Source organism: Chromatiales bacterium (assembly GCA_024234935.1).
In the GTDB taxonomy this organism is placed as follows: domain Bacteria; phylum Pseudomonadota; class Gammaproteobacteria; order Steroidobacterales.
Genome location: JACKNI010000001.1, coordinates 545800 through 563261 on the forward strand (window position 1 = coordinate 545800; position 17462 = coordinate 563261).

A 17462-nucleotide genomic window follows, 5' to 3' on the forward strand; every position below is an offset into this window, starting at 1 on the left:
TCATCACATGAGCGATAGATCACTTTTTCAGAAAGTCTGGGACGACCATATCGTCGTTCCCGAATCGGCGGATACCCCGGCCGTCCTTTATATCGACCTGCACCTGACCCACGAGGTGACGACACCCGAGGCCTTCAATGTCCTGCGCTCCCGCGGCCTGTCCATCCGGCGGCCGGACCTGACCGTCGCCACGCTCGATCATTCGACACCGACCGTGCCGATCACGACACTCAAAGACCTTGATGTGGTCTCGGAACCTGCAGCGGCGGCACAGATCCGCACCATGATCGAGAACTGCGACAAGAACGGCATCCGCATGTACGGCTTCGACAGCGACTCGCGTGGCATCGTCCACGTGATCGGCCCGGAACTCGGCGCGACGCAACCCGGCAAGACCATCGTCTGCGGCGACAGCCACACCAGCACGCATGGCGCATTCGGCGCGCTCGGTTTCGGCATCGGCACCACTGAAGTCGGCCATGTTCTTGCGACCCAGTGCCTGCTGCAGCGCCGCCCCAAAACGCTCGCCATCAATGTCGAGGGCAAATTGCCGCGCGGCGTGACGGCAAAGGACGTGATCCTCGCCATCATCGGCAAGATCGGGGTCGGCGGCGGCACCGGACATGTGATCGAGTATCGCGGCAGCACGATCCGCAGCCTCGACATGGAGCAGCGCATGACCATCTGCAACATGTCGATCGAAGCCGGTGCGCGCGCCGGCATGATCGCGCCCGATGACACCACGATTCAGTATCTCAATGGCCGGCCCCTGGCTCCCAAGGGTGCGGACTGGGATGCCGCGGTGGCCCGATGGCGCGCCCTGCCCTCGGATACCGATGCGCGATTCGACAAGGAAGTATCGATTGATGTCAGTCAGCTCGCGCCGATGGTGACCTTCGGTACCAATCCAGGCATGGTCGTGCCGGTTACTGATGCGGTACCCCTTTCCGACGATGCAAGCTTCCGCAAGGCACTTGCCTACATGAAAGTCACCGCCGGCAAGCCCATGCTTGGCCTGCCGGTCGATGTGGTCTTCGTCGGCAGCTGTACCAACTCACGCATGTCCGATCTTTACGATGCGGCCTCGATTCTGCGCGGCCGGAAGGTCGCGAGTTCCGTACGCATGCTCGTCGTCCCCGGTTCTGTCCAGGTGCAGCGCCAGGCCGAGGCGGAGGGTCTGGACAAGGTGTTCCGGGAGGCCGGCGCGGAATGGCGTGAAGCCGGTTGCTCGATGTGCCTCGGCATGAATGGCGACATCGCATTGCCAGGACAACTCTGCGTCAGCACCAGCAATCGCAACTTCGAAGGCCGGCAGGGCATCGGTGCCCGCTCGGTGCTGGCAAGCCCGTTGACCGCTGCCGCTTCGGCGATTGCCGGCGTCGTCGCCGATCCACGGCCCCTGCTGCAAAACTGAGCGGCTCATCCAGTCGAGAAATATCCATGGAAAAAATAGACATCGTACGTTCGCGGACCGTGGTGATGCCCGGCACCGACATCGATACCGACCAGATCGTTCCGGCCCGTTTCCTCACCACCACCACCCGCAAGGGCCTGGGCAAGGCGCTGTTTGCTGACTGGCGTTACGACAAGAGCGGCAAACCCAAAGCCGATTTCGTACTCAATACGCCGGCAGCCGCGGGCTGCAGGATTCTCGTCACCGGCAACAACTTTGGCTGTGGCTCCTCGCGGGAGCACGCACCGTGGGCTCTGCTGGATTTCGGCATCCAGGCGGTGATCAGCACCGGTATCGCCGACATATTCCGCAGCAACTCACTGAAGAACGGCCTGCTGCCGGTCGTCGTCGACAAGGCGACCCATACCTGGCTGCTTGAGAACCCGGGTATCGAACTGACCATCGACGTGGCCAGTTGCCAGCTGCAGCTGCCTGACGGCAAGTCCGTCTCCTTTCCGCTGGACGGCTTCTCGAAATACTGCCTGTTGAACGGCGTGGATCAGCTCGGCTACCTGCTGCATCAGTCCGATGCCATCACGCGCTTTGAGAGCGAGCGTTCATGGAAGCCCTGATCGGCGTACTGCCTGGCGATGGCATCGGCCCCGAGGTGATGACCGAGGCGCTGCGCGCACTCCGGTTCATCGAAAAGAAGTACCGGCATCAGTTCGTCTATCGCGAAGCGCTGATCGGCGGCATAGCCATCGACAGCCAGGGCCATCCTTTTCCGGCTGATACCCGCAAGCTGTGCGCAGAAGCCGATGCCGTGCTGCTCGGTGCGGTCGGCGGCCCGAAGTGGAGCAACCCTGACGCGAATGTTCGCCCCGAGCAGGGCCTGCTGGGCATGCGCGCGGCCATGGGTGTGTTTGCCAACCTCCGTCCGGTACGGACACATCCGGCCCTGTATGCCGCGTCACCCTTGCGCAGCGAGCGCCTTGCGGGTGTCGATATCCTGGTCGTGCGTGAACTCACCGGCGGCGCCTACTTCGGACGCAAGGAACGGACCCCTGACGCTGCCACCGACGTCTGCACCTATACACGGACCGAGATCGAGCGCGTGCTGCGCATGGCCGGCGAACTCGCCCGCACACGCCGGCGCAAGATCACTTCAATCGACAAGGCAAACGTACTGGAGACTTCCAGGCTGTGGCGTTCGATCGCCACCGAACTCTACGCCCGTGAATTCCCCGATGTAAGACTGGACCATATGTATGTGGATGCGGCCGCGATGCATCTGCTGTCGCGCGCTGCAGATTTCGACGTCATGGTGACCGAAAACCTGTTCGGCGACATCCTGACCGACGAAGCCTCAATGCTGACCGGTTCGCTGGGCATGCTGCCCTCGGCCTCACTGAATGCCGAAAAGCGCGGTCTCTATGAGCCGATCCACGGTTCTGCCCCGGATATTGCGGGACGGGGCATTGCCAATCCCTGCGCCACCATACTCAGCGCCGCCATGCTGCTGCGCCATTCGCTGGGCATGGAGACCGAAGCCCGCGCGATCGAACAGGCCGTAATCACGGCCATTGAGAGCGGTTGCCGCACCGCAGACATCGCCCTGCAAGGCAAATCACCGGTCAGCACCCGCGATATGGGCGATGCGGTCCTGCGGGCGCTCGAGGCGCAGTAAGCCCTGACGGGAAACCCGGCTTGCCAAAGCCTGTACTGATGTATTAATGTATTAGCGCATTAGTACATCAGCACATGAAAGAACATCGCATACTCGACAAGCAGGATGAGGCAGCGGCGGAACAGGCACTGTTCCGCGCCCTCCTCAGCCTGCGTGATGTCAGCGAACTGCGCGCCTTCTTTACCGATCTGTGCACCCCCGCCGAGTTGCAGGCACTCACCGATCGCTGGCATGTCGCAGAACTTCTGGACCGTGGCCTGCCCTATCGCCAGATCCACGACCAGACCGGCGTCAGCGTAACGACGATTGGCCGCGTGGCCCGTTCACTGAACATCGGTGCCGGGGGCTACCGCAAGGCCCTGCAGCGCCGCAAAAAGTAGGAACTTATGACTGACAAGCCAGCACGTATCAAGATCGCCATCCAGAAATCCGGCCGACTGACCGAACAGTCACTGGATCTCCTGCAGCGCTGCGGCCTCAAGTACACGCGGGGGCCCGACCAGCTGATCGCCTTTGGCGAGAACATGCCGGTCGACGTGTTGCTGGTCCGCGATGACGACATTCCCGGCCTGGTGCGCGACGATGTCTGCGACCTCGGTATCGCCGGCCTCAATATCGTTGAAGAGAAGCGCCTGCACTTCCTCGAGCAGGATCCGGTCACGCCTTTCCAGATCATCCGCTCGCTGGACTACGGTCACTGCCGGCTCGCCTTCGCCTATCCGGACGGCAGCGCCCTGCGCACCGTTCGCGACCTGGCGGGCAGGAAGATTGCCACGAGTTATCCCTCGATCGTGCGTGACTACCTGCGGCGCAACAATGTCGATGCGGGTGTCGTCGAGTTTTCGGGGGCGGTCGAGATCGCGCCGAGCCTCGGTCGCGCCGAGGCAATCTGTGACCTGGTTTCGACCGGTTCGACGCTGCTTGCCAACAAGCTCCGCGAGGGTGAAACCATCCTGGAAAGCCGCGCCGTGATACTGCAAACCCCCGTGGCAGTGCCGCCGGAAAAGATCGAGTGGATCAACCGCCTGCTTCAGCGTGTCGAAGGCGTCATGCAGGTCCGCGAGAGCAAGTACATCATGATGCATGCGCCGAAGTCGGCACTTGCAAGGATCGCGGCCCTCCTGCCCGGCTCCGAGTCGCCGACGGTGCTGCCGCTCGACAGCCTGGATGACCGGGTCGCCGTACATGTCGTGTGCCGGGAAAATGTGTTCTGGGAAACACTGGAGGCCCTGAAGAGTGCAGGAGCGACTTCGATTCTGGTCCTGCCTGTGGAAAAGATGCTCGCCTGAACCACATGCGTATCGTTGACTGGACAACTCTGGATGAAGTGGCGCGCAGCCTGGTGCTGCAGCGTCCGGCTGTGCAGCTCAGCGACAGCATCCGCGAGCGGGTCAGCGAGATCGTCAACCGGGTACGGACCGAAGGCGATTCGGCACTGCTCGGCTTCGCGGCGGAACTCGATGGCGCCAGACTCGATTCGCTGCGGGTTGACGCTGACGAGGTCAAGGCGGCAGCAGCGGAACTGTCGGCCGACGCCCGGCAGGCCATCGCCACGGCAATCGCCAACGTCACGCGCTTTCATGCTGCGCAGGATGCAGCCCCGATCCGTGTCGAAACCGTGCCCGGCGTCGTCTGCGAACGGATCAGCAAACCACTTCGTGCCGTCGGCCTTTATGTACCTGCCGGTACGGCCCCGTTGCCCTCCACGGCCATCATGCTCGCTGTGCCCTCGGGCATTGCCGGCTGCCCGGTACGCGTCATGTGCACGCCACCGCGTCCCGACGGGCGTGCGGATCCGGCCGTAGTCACGGCAGCATGGGCCTGCGGTATCCGCGAGATCTACAAGGCGGGCGGCGCCCAGGCCATCGCTGCGATGGCCTATGGCACCGCGACCGTGCCCAAGGTCGTGAAGATCTTCGGCCCGGGCAACGCATGGGTGACCGCGGCGAAGACGCTGGTCGCTGCCGATCCTGCCGGCGCAGCACTCGACATGCCAGCCGGTCCCTCGGAGGTCATGGTCATTGCCGACCGCGACGCCAATCCGCGCTTCGTGGCACTCGATCTGCTCTCGCAGGCTGAACATGGGCCGGATTCTCATGTGGTGCTGGTCTGTACCGACCGGACCCTGGTGAGCGCCGTACAGGCCGAAATCGATCGCGCCCTGCCTGGCCTGCCGCGGCGGGATACGATCCGGACTGCACTCACGCATGCCGTGGCTGTCATCGTGCCGACGCTGGCTGATGCCGTGATCGTGGCCAATGACTATGCGCCCGAACATCTGATTCTCCAGACAGCCGAGCCACGGGCACTGGCCGCAGGCGTGGATACTGCCGGTTCGGTATTCATCGGCGAGTGGACGCCAGAATCAGTCGGCGATTACTGCAGCGGCACCAACCATGTGCTGCCAACCTACGGGTATGCGCGGGCCTACAGCGGGTTGTCCGTGGCCGACTTCCAGCGGCGCATGACGCTGCAGGAGGCCACGCTGCCGGGCCTGCGCACGCTGGCACCAACGGTGCGTACGCTCGCACAGCTCGAGGGACTTGATGCCCATGCACAGGCCGTCGCCACGCGGCTGGAGCAGACCGACAGCGGGCGAAGCCCATGAGCACCACACTCGAACTGCTGCGCCCGGAAATCTCCGCGCTGAAGCCATACAAACCTGCCGACTATGTCGGCGGCTTTATCCGCCTCAACGCCAACGAGACACCCTGGCGACCGCCCGGCGACCAAAGCCGCGACGGCCTGAATCGTTATCCGGACCCGCGTCCTGCTGAGCTGACCCTGAAACTTGCGGCACACTACGGCGTTGCCGCCGATGCCTTGCTGGTTACGCGGGGTTCGAGCGAAGCGATTGACATGCTGATCCGCAGTTTCTGTCGCGCCGGGCAGGACGAAATCATCATCTGCCCGCCAACCTTTGGCATGTATGAGTTCTACGCACAGGTCCAGGGTGCCGGGATCCGGCGGATTCCGCTCGACCGCGAGAACGGCTACACCCTGCCCGTTGACGAGATCAGCGCGCAATGGACCGATCACAGCAAACTCGTCTTCGTCTGTTCGCCGAACAATCCGACCGGCAACTGTTTTCCGGACAGCGATATCGACCGGCTGGCCACAAGTCTCGCCGGACGTGGCGTCGTGGTTGTCGACGGCGCCTACATCGAATTCGCGGCCAGCGATCCCACGCTTGATCTGCTGGCACGCCACGACAACATCGTGGTGCTGCGCACCCTGTCCAAGTCGCTGAGTCTGGCCGGCATCCGCTGCGGGTCGCTGATCGGACGCGCCCCGCTCGTCGAGCTGATCGGGCGCATCCTGCCGCCCTACTGTTTCCCGACGACCAGCCAGGACGCCGTGCTCCGTTGCCTGGGCGCCGAGGCGCAGACCGAACTGGCCGCCCGTCGCCGCATCATCATCGCCGAACGCAAGCGGCTGGCCGAGGCGCTGCAGCAGCTGCCTGATGTGCTGCGAATCTGGCCGAGCGACGCGAATTTCCTGCTCGTCGAAACCACGCTCGGCTCGACACTGTCGGCCCGTGCACGAGCCGGCAAGATCCTGCTGCGCGATTTTGGCTGGGACCCGATGCTGCCAAACTGCGTGCGGATCACGGTCGGCTCACCAGCCGACAACGAGCAACTCCTGAAAGCCCTGAGGTCATGATGGCAGCGCCAGGCAAAATCGCATTTCTGGACAGGGACGGCACCCTTGTTCTCGAGCCCGCCGATGAGCAGGTTGACCGGCTCGACAAGATCGCGCTGGTACCCGGCGTGATTCCAGCACTCTTGCGCCTCCGCGATGCGGGCTATGAATTTGCGATGGTCACCAACCAGGACGGCCTGGGCACCGCGAGCTTTCCCGAAGCCGATTTTCGCCGCGCGCAGGATTTCATACTTGAGCTGTTCCGTTCGCAGGGTATCGAGTTCCGCCATATCTTCATCTGTCCGCACAAGCCCGCTGACGGGTGCAGCTGCCGGAAGCCCGATCCGGGCATTCTGGGTGAAGCCGCGCGCAGCCTGGATTTCGACCGCGAACGCAGTTTCGTGGCCGGTGATCGTGATACCGATCTTGAGTTCGCGCGCAATATCGGCGTACCGGGCTACCGCACCGATCCGGCCGACCCCGACTGCTGGGCGCAAATCGTGCACACGATCCTGGACCAGCCACGCACCGCGAGCGTGCTGCGCGAAACGCGAGAAACCCGTATCCGGGTCAGCGTGGACCTCGATGCGGAGCAGCCGGTTTCCGTGCATACCGGCATCGGTTTCTTCGACCACATGCTCGAACAGATCGCCAAGCACGGCGGCTTTGCCCTGACGCTCAACTGCGCGGGCGACCTGCATGTCGATGAACACCACACCGTCGAAGACGTGGCGTTGGCGCTCGGCGCGGCCCTGCGCCAGGCGCTGGGCGACAAGCGGGGTATTGCACGCTACGGCTTCGTATTGCCGATGGACGAAGCCTGGGTGCAGGTCGCACTCGACCTCTCCGGACGCGCCTGTCTGGTCTTCAAAGGCAAGTTTCCACGACCCGAAGTCGGGCAGTTGCCGACCGAGCTCGTGCCGCACTTTTTTCGCTCACTGGCCGATAGCCTGGGTGCCAACCTGCACATCACGGTACGCGGCGAGAACACGCACCACATGATCGAAGCCTGCTTCAAGGGCGTCGGCCGGACGCTGCGCCAGGCGATTGCACGCACCGGCCAGTCATTGCCCAGCACCAAAGGCACGCTGTGAGCACTGCGTCGCGCGAGGTTGTCATCGTCGACGGCGGCGGCGCGAATATCGCCTCGCTGAACCTGGCGCTGCAACGCCTGGGTTACACGGGCCAGCTGAGCAGCGATCCGGCAATCATTCGGGCCGCCTCGCATGTGATCCTGCCCGGCGTCGGCGCAGCGCGCGCGGCCATGGAGCGCCTGCAGAAAGCCGGCCTGGTCTCCGTGATCCCGGAACTCAGACAGCCGGTACTCGGCATCTGCCTCGGCTTGCAACTGCTGTTTGAATCCTCGGAAGAGGACGATGTCGCCTGTCTCGGTATCCTGCCCGGCCGGGTCCGGCGCTTTGCGCCGGCACCGGAGCGGCCGATACCACACATGGGCTGGAACCAGATCACGCGCAAACGTGAATCGCCGCTGCTGGACGGTGTTCCTGACGACAGCTACTTCTATTTCGTGCACAGCTATGCCGCTGATGTATCCGACGACACGATCGCCACGACCGACTACGGCCGGCTTTTCACGGCGGTTGCCGGGCGGGACAACTTCTACGCCGCCCAGTTTCATCCGGAACGATCGGGACCACTCGGCGCACGGATTCTCGAGAACTTTCTGGGCCGCTGCTGAGACCTGCACATGGAAGTGATACCCGCAATCGACCTGCTGGACGGCCAATGCGTCCGTCTCTACCAGGGTGACTTCAACAAGGTATCCGGTTACACGCAGGATCCGGTCGAACTGGCGAGCACCTATCGCGCAGCGGGAATGGGGCGGCTGCATGTGGTCGATCTGGATGGCGCGCGCACCGGCAGTCCGACCAACATGCCACTCATCAAGGCCATGGCGGCTGCCGGCGGCATGGCTGTTCAGGCCGGCGGCGGAATCCGCGACCTGCAGCGCGCCCGGCAGATGCGCGAGGCCGGTGCCACACGCGTCGTGCTCGGGTCGATCGCAGCCGAGAAACCGGAAACTGCCCTGGCATGGCTCGGCGAACTCGGCGCTGAACACGTGGTGTTTGCCTTTGACGTGCGCGTACCCGAATCCGGCGACCCACAGATCCTGACCCGTGGCTGGGTACACGACAGCGGTCTCAGCCTGTGGACGCTGCTCGCACAATTCACTGCATCCGGCGGCATCCACTTCCTGTGCACGGACATCGCGCGCGACGGCACCCTCGGTGGCCCGAATCTCGATCTGTACACGGAGTGTTCGCGCCGCTTTCCGGATGCACAGGTCATCGCATCGGGCGGCGTCAGTTCGCTGGCCGACCTGCAGGCCCTGCAGCAGACCGGCGTATCTGCCGTGGTCACCGGCAAGGCCCTGCTGGACGGACGCCTGACACTCGAGGAGATCCGCAAATTCTCGCACGGCGCATAATTCCCTGCCTCGATGTCCGCGACGGACAGGTCGTCAAGGGCGTCCGGTTTCGCGATCACCGCGTGGTCGGCGACATCCTGGAACTGGCCGCCCGTTATCGCGATGAAGGCGCCGACGAACTGGTCTTCTACGACATCACCGCCAGCCCGGAAGGACGCGGTGTGGACCGACGCTGGATTCACCGTGTCGCCGAGGTGCTGGACATACCCTTCTGCGTGGCCGGCGGCATCCGCAGTATCCGTGACGCCGAGGAAGTATTGAACTTCGGTGCGGACAAGGTTTCGATCAATACACCGGCGCTGACTGAACCTGCACTGATCACCGAACTGGCGCAACGCTTCGGTACCCAGTGCGTGGTGGTCGGCATCGACAGCCGGGAAGAAGACGGGAGCTGGGTCGTCTATCAGTTTACCGGCGACCCGGACAAGACTCGTGCCGCCGGACTCAGGACCGAAGACTGGATCGTCGAGGCGCAGCGCCGCGGCGCCGGCGAAATCGTCCTGAACTGCATGAACCAGGACGGCGTGCGGCGCGGCTATGATCTGACCCAGCTGAAAGTCATGCGCGCTGCGGCCACCGTACCGCTGATCGCATCCGGTGGTGCCGGCACGCCGGAACATTTCCGCGATGTATTTGTTCAGGCCGGGGTGGATGGCGCACTCGCTGCCAGCGTCTTTCACAGCGGCGCGATCAACATCAGGGACCTCAAGACTTATCTGCGTGGCGAAGGCATAGAGGTACGACCATGAGCACAGCCGATATCAGCTTCCTGCTGCAGCTTGAGCAGGTGATTGCCGCCCGCAAGGTCGAGGGCAGCGAGGCCAGTTACACAGCGAAACTGTTCAAGGCGGGACCTGCCCGCATCGCGCAGAAGGTCGGCGAAGAGGGAGTGGAACTCGCCCTCGCCAGCGTTACCGATACACGTGAAAAGGTGGTTTCCGAAGCAGCGGACCTGCTCTATCACATGCTCGTGCTGCTGAATTCACGCGAGGCCGGCCTGGCCGAAGTGGTCACCGAACTCGAACGGCGACACAGGTAGCGGCCCAGGCCACCCGCCTGTCGCTCAGATCGCGACTTCGACCGCGGGATCACGCAGGTTGTAGCTGGAACTCATCACGCGGCCATAGGCACCGGCATTGGCGATCACCAGCACATCGCCTTCCTCGCACGTCGGCAACAGACGGTCGGCACCCAGCCTGTCACCGGTCTCGCAGATCGGCCCGACGATGGTGACGACGCGATCGGTATCATCGCCCCAGCGGCTCAGGTTGACGATCTCGTGGAAGGCGCCGTAGAGCGCCGGACGGATCAGGCTGTTCATGCCGGTACTCACACCGACATACATCATCTGCCCCTTGCCCTTTACCTGCGTCACGGTGGCAAGCAGCACACCGGCTTCGGCGACGAGGTAACGCCCCGGTTCCAGCCAGATCTCCAGTTGCGGCTGCGCCGCACGGATCTCGGCAATCCCGGCGTCGACGGCCTGCATATCCAGCGGATGCTGCCCGGACTTCTCCGGCACACCCAGGCCGCCACCGAGATCCAGGAAACGCAGCCCCGGAAAATCCTGTGCAATCGCGACGAGTTCCCGGCCCACATCCTGCCAGTTCTGCGGCGTCAGGATGCCGCTGCCGGTATGCGCGTGCAGCCCGACGACAGTTGCGCCACAGGCGGCGACCAGCGCGCGCGCCTCTTCCAGTTCGAAGACCGGAATCCCGAACTTGGAATGCGTGCCCGCCGTCCGCACATGCTCGTGATGGCCATGTCCCTGCCCGGTATCGACACGCAGGAAGATCTCCCGCCCACGAAACAGCTCGGGCCAGTGACGCAAGGGATGAAGGTTATCGAGCGTCACCCAGACGCCTTGTGCCAGTCCGAATTCGTAATCGCTGCGCGGGGCGAAATTCGGCGTATAGAGAATCCGGTCGCGGGCAATCTCCGGGAACAGTTCGAGCACCCGGCGTATCTCACCCGGCGAAACGCACTCGAAGCTCAGGCCCTGTTCATCCATGACCCTGAGCACATCAGGCGAATTGTTGGCCTTCATCGCGAAGAAGACCCGCTGCACCGATTGCAGGGATTTCAGCCGGGCTGCGGCCGCGCGCACCGAGGCCAGATCGTAAACGTAAGCGGACTGGTGCTGATGGCCGAGCGCCACAAGTTCCGCGCGTCGCTGCACCCACCATGGCTCGACATGCGGTCGCAGCTTCCGGCCGCCACTGCGCAGTTCTTCCCAGGTCTCACCGAAGACCTCGTCATCCGGCCCGGAGTGAACCAGCGTGCCGTGCAACTGCTGGATCAGGCGCCCGGCCTGCCCTTCCTCAATCACGAAGGAAAGGTTCAGGTCGCTGGCGGACTGGCTGACCAGATGAATGCGGTACTCGTCGAAAACCTCGAGCGCCGGACCGATCTCATGCAGCGCCGCGCGAATTTTCTGCCCGACCAGGCTGACGACCTCCACGCCTTCGATGATCCGCACGCGACACAACTGCTCCAGGCGAACCTGCAGATCAGCGAGCGTCTGCACGTCGATCGGGTTGGCACCCGGATCGAGCGTAACGGTCACGTTGCTCTCGGAAGTCGAAACCAGATCGACCGACAGTCCCAGATCGGAAAAACAACGGAAGGCGTCGGCGAGGAATCCGACCTCATGCCACATGCCGAGGGTTTCCATCGACACCAGCGTGATCCGGCTGCGACCGAGGATCGCCTTGACCCGCGGGCCATCGCTGCCGGCGCGTGCCGTGACCAGCGTACCGGGCAGTTCCGGCTGGCTGGTACACAGCACCTTGAGGGGAATGCCGTGCCGCTTGCAGGGATTGATACAACGCGGATGGAGTACGGAACCACCGGTCGAGGCGATTTCCTGCGCTTCCTCGTAGCTCAGCATGCGCAGCAGACGCGCGCCCGGCACCACCTTCGGATTGGCGGTGAACATGCCGGGCACGTCGGTCCAGATTTCAAGTGCTGCAGCCTGCAGCTTCGCCGCAAAATACGCGCCGGAAGTATCGGAGCCACCACGCCCGAGCAGCACGCCATCGCCGCGTGCATTTCTGGCAATGAAGCCCTGTGTCAGCACGATGCCCGCCGCAGCGGCGAAGCGCGCCTGAAGCTCGGGATCGGGCTCGAAATCGCAGTTGGCGGCGAGGTATGCCGAACGCTCGTTGACACCGGGCCGCACACTACTGAGCAACAATTCGCGCGCATCCATCCAGGTCACCGTCAAACCCTGCCGCGCAAGAAAGGCAGCACCGAGTCGTGTGGCCATCAGCTCGCCGAGCCCCATCACCCGGGCCTGGATACGCGGGCTCACTTCCCGGATCAGGTGAATCCCTGCAAGCAGATGCTCGAGTTCGCGGAAATACGCGCCCAGTTCCTTTTCGCCATCGACCTGCAGGCCGGCGGCGAGGCGCAGGTGCAGTTCGCGGATCCCGGCAACCTCGGCCGTGACGTCTGCCTCCAATGCACGATGCAGCAGTTCGTCGAGCTTGTTGGAAACGGTGGCAAGAGCCGAGTGCACGATGACCGGGCGCAGGCCTTCAGCCTGCCGCTGACGCAGCAGCCCGGCGATGGTCTCCCAGCGCTCCGGGCTGGACACGCTGGTGCCACCGAACTTCAGCACGACCCAGGCCGACGTGGAGGCCTTGCGACGCGCGCTGCGCTTCCCTGACATGCTCGCCCTGTCCGTGCTCAAGTGGTGATCGCGCCGAGAGAAGCCGAGTTGACCAGTTGCACGTACTTGCTGAGTACGCCGCGCGGCACCTCACGCGGCGGCAAGGTCCAGCGTGCGCGGCGCGCCTCCAGCTCCGCCGGCGAAAGATCCACATCGAGGGTCCGCTTCTCGGCATCGATGGTGATGCGGTCCCCGTCCTGCAACAGCGCCAGCGGCCCGCCGACGGCAGCCTCGGGCGAAACATGCCCGACGACGAAGCCGTGACTGCCACCGGAGAAGCGGCCATCGGTGATCAACGCAACCTCGGCACCCAGACCGCGACCCATGATCGCACCGGTCGGACTCAGCATCTCGCGCATGCCCGGACCACCCTTCGGACCCTCGTAGCGAATCACCACCACATCACCGGCAACGACCACGCCACCGAGGATGGCTTCGAGCGCGGCTTCTTCGGAGCCGAACACGCGAGCATTGCCGACAAAGCGCAGCCCCTCCTTGCCGGTGATCTTGGCCACTGCACCATCCGGTGCAATATTTCCATTCATTACAACAAGATGGCTGTCATTCTTCATAGGATTATCAAAGCCGCGGATGATGTCCTGACCCGCCGGATAGGGCTGTATATGAGCCAGGTTTTCGGCAATGGTCTTGCCACTGACCGTCAGACATTCACCGTGCAGCAGGCCCTGGTCGAGCAGCATCTTCATCAGCGGCTGGATGCCACCGATGGCAACCAGCTCGGACATCGCATAGCGCCCGCTCGGGCGCAGATCAGCGAGCACCGGCACCCTGGCACCGATACGCGTGAAATCGTCCAGCGTGAGCGGAATATTCGCCTCGTGCGCGATTGCCAGCAGATGCAGGACCGCGTTGGTCGAACCGCCGAGCGCGATCACCACCGTGATCGCATTCTCAAAGGCTTCACGACTGACGATATCCGAAGGCTTGATGCCGCGACGAACCAGCTCAACCACTGCCGCACCGGCGCGGCGGCAGTCGTCCAGCTTGTCCGGCGAGATCGCGTCCTGGGCGGAGCTGTTCGGCAGGCTGAGACCCAGCGCCTCGATGGCCGAGGCCATCGTGTTCGCCGTGTACATGCCACCGCAGGAGCCCGCGCCCGGAATCGCCGTCTGCTCGACCTCGAGCAGCTGTGCCCTCGACATACGGCCGCCAGCAACCGCACCGACTGCCTCGAAAACCGAGACGATGTCACAGCGGTTGGCGCCGGGCAGGATCGTGCCACCATAGACAAACACCGAGGGGCGATCCATGCGCACCATGGCGATCGCACATCCAGGCATGTTCTTGTCGCAGCCACCGATGGTCACAAAACCGTCAAAGCCTTCCGCACCCACGACCGTCTCGATCGAATCGGCAATCACTTCGCGCGATACCAGCGAGTAGCGCATGCCGGGCGTACCCATCGAGATCCCGTCCGAGACGGTGATGGTGTTGAAGATCACCGACTTGCCGCCCGCCGCATCGGCACCCTCGCCTGCCAGCCTGGCCAGCTGATCGATGTGCATGTTGCAGGGCGTGACCATGCTCCAGGTCGAGGCGATGCCGATCTGGCTCTTCCCGAAATCAGCCTCGGTGAAGCCGACGGCCCGCAGCATGGCGCGGCTCGGCGCCTGTGAAACGCCGTCCACGACGACGCTGGAATAGCGGCGCGCACTGTCTTTGGTGTTCTTTGGGTCAGTCATGATCTGGTCCGTACTCCGCAGCTGTTTCAGGCAGCAAAACCGGGCGCAAGTTTAGCCGATTCGGTCTTGATTCCCTATGCAAATCCGGCTGAATCTCCCTCAACCCGCGCGCAACAACTTGCCCGGATTCATGATGTTGTGCGGATCGAGTACGCCCTTGATGGCACGCATCACCTCGATCGTCGTCCCGCCCCGCCAGCGTTCGAGTTCCGCCACTTTGAGGCTGCCGATACCGTGCTCGGCACTGAAGCTGCCACCGAAGTCCACCGCAATCTGGTGAATCTGCGCGGCGATCTCGTCCCAGCGAGCGAGAAAAGCCGCCGGATCCGCACCGACCGGCTGACTGAGGTTGAAGTGCACATTGCCATCACCGAGATGTCCGAAGGCAACCACGCGGACCCCCGGCACGGCCGACTCGGCCCAGGCGGATGCACGGGCAACAAACTCGCCGATGCTGGAAACCGGCACCGAGATGTCGTGCTTGATGCTGGCTCCCTCGATCTTCTGCCCCTCCGACATGCTGTGACGAAGCCTCCACAAGGCATTCCGCTGTGCGCCACTGGTCGCGACCACGCCGTCTGTCACCGTATGCCTCTCGAGCATGCCGGCCAGGAAACGCTCCAGGTCCGCTCCGGTATCTGCCGATTCGCGCGCGGTGCCGAGTTCCAGCAGCACGTACCAGGGCGAGTCGCTGCCCAGCGGCGCGCGGCTGCCCGGAATATGTCGAATCACGAAATCCAGCGAGGTCTGATTGGCAAACTCGAAGGCGGTCAGCTCATCACCCAGCGAGTCGCGTGCCGCACCATACAGCCTCAGCGCCGCCGCAACATCGGGCACGGCCAGCCAGGCAGTTGCCGTGTGCCGGGGCTGCGGGAAGAGCTTGCAGCTCGCTGCCGTGATAAAGCCCAGCGTCCCTTCCGCACCGATGAACAGTTGCTTCAGGTCGTATCCGGTGTTGTCCTTGCGCAGGCTACGCAGCCCGTCGAGCACCCGCCCGTCTGGCAGCACGACTTCGAGGCCCAGCACCAGGTCGCGCATGTTGCCAAAGCGCAGAACTGCCGTACCGCCGGCGTTGGTGGAGAGATTCCCGCCCAGCTGACAGCTGCCCTCCGCGGCAAGACTCAGCGGGAAAAGCCGGCCCGCTTCCGCTGCCGCCGCCTGTACCGAGGCCAGCACGCAGCCAGCCTCGGCCGTGATGCTGTAATTCGCCGCGTCGATGGTACGTATGCGGTTCAGCCGACGCGCCGAGAGGAGGATTTCCGGCCGCTCTGCCGTCGAATGCGGTATGGCCCCGCCGACCAGACCCGTGTTTCCACCCTGCGGAACGACGGCGATACGATGCTGGTGACAGAAGCCGAGTATCGCTGCCACGGTCGACGTCGAGCCGGGCATCAGCATCAGCGGCGCAGCGCCCCTGAACAAGCCCCGCCATTCGGTCAGGCTGGAGGCGAGCTCGGCCGGATCCTCGATATGGCCACCAGGGCCGGCAAGTGCCTTGAGTTCAGCGAGAAGCGGGCTGGAAATTGCGGTCAAGGGAATGAACCTGCTGATGTAAAAGACGGGCCATTGCAATGCCGCTTGCCCGTCGTGCATCCTAAGACAGTCCCCACCGGGTCGCAAAGCACGCTTTCCACGGAAGGAATCCGGGTTCTGAGCACACGTTCCATATTCATGCCCGACCCCATTTTCCCCGAAGGCACATTCGGTCCTGCCGCTGCTTTCGATTTCCGCCAGCGCAGCAATCTCCAGGAACTCGACCGGCAACTTTACAGCCACTGGGGGCTCGGCCAGAACCTCGTGATGGCCTGGTGTCCGCATCCGACCGGCATCCAGGTCCTGGTGGTGCCTCATCATGCGGTTGCCAGTTATGGTGCAAGCGGCAACACGGAGTCACCGGCTGACAACAGCCTCAGTCCGGCACACGAATTCATCATGCATCTGCTGTCCGGGTCGCGGCAGTTCAACGCCCGGCAGATGAACAACGCCACCCATCTGCTCGGCGTCGAGGCCATACAGATCCGTTTGCGCCAGGCACTCACCGGCGGTGCCGATGAAGCAGCGGTGATCGACCAGATCGTCAAGCGCTACAGCGTCAGCTACATCCACAATCGTGCGGTGGCGCTTTTCGATATCGTCGGCTTCAGCCTGCTCAGCCCTTTCGAACAGATGACCCAGCTCAGCAGCCTGTCCTGTTCACTCAATGCCGCACACAGCCGCCTGATGGGCCGGCGCATGATGGTGGACTTCGCGCGCTCCACCACCGGCGACGGCTTCTATATCTGGAATCGCGACGCCGGACTCGAGGCCAACACCAACCTCTACCACTTCATGCATCTGGTCCTCGCCGACAACGCCATCGCCGGACAGAAAGCTGCGAGTCGCACCGTGCCGTTGTTGCGCACCAGTTTTCATGTCGGCAACTGCTACGAGTTCCACCACGCCGAAGGCCTCAACCCGACCATGTACTGCGACATCGTCGGCGACGTCACCATCGAACTCGCACGCATGGTCGAGCATGCAATGCCCGGCCAGATTCTGGTCGGCGACTTCGCACTGGAAACCATCAGCCAGGAACCGTTGACCGATGCCGTCTGCGACGCCATCGGCTTCATCGAACAGGCCCAGAACAGCCTGTCACAGCTCAACGGGCTTGAGCTGTCCGGCGACGCCGTCGAGTCGATCAAGTGCTACCTCACCGGACAGGCCTGCGCCGACGGCACCTTCACCATTCGCAAGCTCGCCATCCATGACAAACACGGCCGTACCCGCAACGCCTTCAACGCCAAGGTCAACATCCACCGCCGTGATGCGACACCGATTCTGCTCGGCATCGAAGACAGACTGCTATGCGATGACGAACGCTACGCCGTGACGCGGGGGCATGTGGTGCGGGATGGGACGTGAGCATGCGAATG

General features: G+C 63.5%; 16 protein-coding genes. 13 read left to right on the forward strand and 3 right to left on the reverse strand.

The features are described from left to right. Positions 1 to 7 precede the first annotated feature (7 nt). The 12 genes from leuC (at position 8) to hisE (ending at position 10210) form a co-directional block, all read left to right on the forward strand. Positions 8 to 1414 (forward strand): 3-isopropylmalate dehydratase large subunit, encoded by a 1407-nt coding sequence (leuC, locus tag H6979_02570; protein ID MCP5138728.1) that lies wholly within the window; start codon positions 8 to 10, stop codon positions 1412 to 1414. Positions 1415 to 1440: 26 nt separating this feature from the next. Next, complete coding sequence (gene leuD / locus H6979_02575) at positions 1441 to 2025, forward strand: 3-isopropylmalate dehydratase small subunit (protein ID MCP5138729.1); 585 nt, start codon at positions 1441 to 1443, stop codon at positions 2023 to 2025. Further along, entirely contained in the window at positions 2013 to 3080 is a 1068-nt protein-coding gene (gene leuB / locus H6979_02580; GenBank protein MCP5138730.1) for a 3-isopropylmalate dehydrogenase, read from the forward strand. Before leuD ends, leuB begins: the two co-directional genes overlap by 13 nt. 74 nt (positions 3081 to 3154) lie before the next feature. After that, the gene (locus H6979_02585) at positions 3155 to 3460 is read left to right on the forward strand and encodes a helix-turn-helix domain-containing protein (protein ID MCP5138731.1); all 306 of its coding nucleotides are present in this window, start codon (positions 3155 to 3157) and stop codon (positions 3458 to 3460) included. A gap of 6 nt (positions 3461 to 3466) precedes the next feature. Beyond that, the gene (locus H6979_02590; protein MCP5138732.1) at positions 3467 to 4369 is read left to right on the forward strand and encodes an ATP phosphoribosyltransferase; all 903 of its coding nucleotides are present in this window, start codon (positions 3467 to 3469) and stop codon (positions 4367 to 4369) included. Between the two features lie 5 nt (positions 4370 to 4374). Then, positions 4375 to 5688: a histidinol dehydrogenase gene (gene hisD / locus H6979_02595; GenBank protein ID MCP5138733.1), complete on the forward strand. Its 1314-nt coding sequence runs from the start codon at positions 4375 to 4377 to the stop codon at positions 5686 to 5688. Then, on the forward strand, positions 5685 to 6743 hold the full coding sequence (gene hisC, locus H6979_02600; protein ID MCP5138734.1) for a histidinol-phosphate transaminase: 1059 nt from the start codon (positions 5685 to 5687) through the stop codon (positions 6741 to 6743). Before hisD ends, hisC begins: the two co-directional genes overlap by 4 nt. Next, positions 6743 to 7816, forward strand: coding sequence for a bifunctional histidinol-phosphatase/imidazoleglycerol-phosphate dehydratase HisB (gene hisB, locus H6979_02605; GenBank protein ID MCP5138735.1), 1074 nt, complete (start codon positions 6743 to 6745; stop codon positions 7814 to 7816). Before hisC ends, hisB begins: the two co-directional genes overlap by 1 nt. Then, entirely contained in the window at positions 7813 to 8421 is a 609-nt protein-coding gene (gene hisH, locus H6979_02610; protein MCP5138736.1) for an imidazole glycerol phosphate synthase subunit HisH, read from the forward strand. Before hisB ends, hisH begins: the two co-directional genes overlap by 4 nt. Positions 8422 to 8430: 9 nt before the next feature. Next, positions 8431 to 9171, forward strand: coding sequence for a 1-(5-phosphoribosyl)-5-[(5-phosphoribosylamino)methylideneamino]imidazole-4-carboxamide isomerase (gene hisA, locus H6979_02615; GenBank protein ID MCP5138737.1), 741 nt, complete (start codon positions 8431 to 8433; stop codon positions 9169 to 9171). Continuing rightward, entirely contained in the window at positions 9153 to 9920 is a 768-nt protein-coding gene (gene hisF / locus H6979_02620) for an imidazole glycerol phosphate synthase subunit HisF (protein MCP5138738.1), read from the forward strand. The genes hisA and hisF overlap by 19 nt, the downstream gene beginning before the upstream one ends. Beyond that, positions 9917 to 10210, forward strand: coding sequence for a phosphoribosyl-ATP diphosphatase (gene hisE / locus H6979_02625; GenBank protein MCP5138739.1), 294 nt, complete (start codon positions 9917 to 9919; stop codon positions 10208 to 10210). Before hisF ends, hisE begins: the two co-directional genes overlap by 4 nt. A 24-nt stretch (positions 10211 to 10234) precedes the next feature. On the opposite strand, the gene H6979_02630 is transcribed toward hisE, so the two are convergent. From H6979_02630 to H6979_02640, 3 genes are all read right to left on the reverse strand, one after another. Further along, entirely contained in the window at positions 10235 to 12844 is a 2610-nt protein-coding gene (locus tag H6979_02630) for a bifunctional aspartate kinase/diaminopimelate decarboxylase (GenBank protein ID MCP5138740.1), read from the reverse strand. 17 nt (positions 12845 to 12861) lie between these two features. After that, the gene (gene ilvD, locus H6979_02635; GenBank protein MCP5138741.1) at positions 12862 to 14547 is read right to left on the reverse strand and encodes a dihydroxy-acid dehydratase; all 1686 of its coding nucleotides are present in this window, start codon (positions 14545 to 14547) and stop codon (positions 12862 to 12864) included. Between the two features lie 99 nt (positions 14548 to 14646). Continuing rightward, positions 14647 to 16140, reverse strand: coding sequence for an FAD-binding oxidoreductase (locus tag H6979_02640; GenBank protein ID MCP5138742.1), 1494 nt, complete (start codon positions 16138 to 16140; stop codon positions 14647 to 14649). A gap of 78 nt (positions 16141 to 16218) precedes the next feature. On the opposite strand from H6979_02640, the gene H6979_02645 reads away from it, so the two are divergent. Then, a complete protein-coding gene (locus tag H6979_02645) occupies positions 16219 to 17451 on the forward strand; it encodes a hypothetical protein (protein MCP5138743.1) in 1233 nt (410 codons plus the stop codon). The last annotated feature ends 11 nt before the right edge of the window (positions 17452 to 17462 follow it).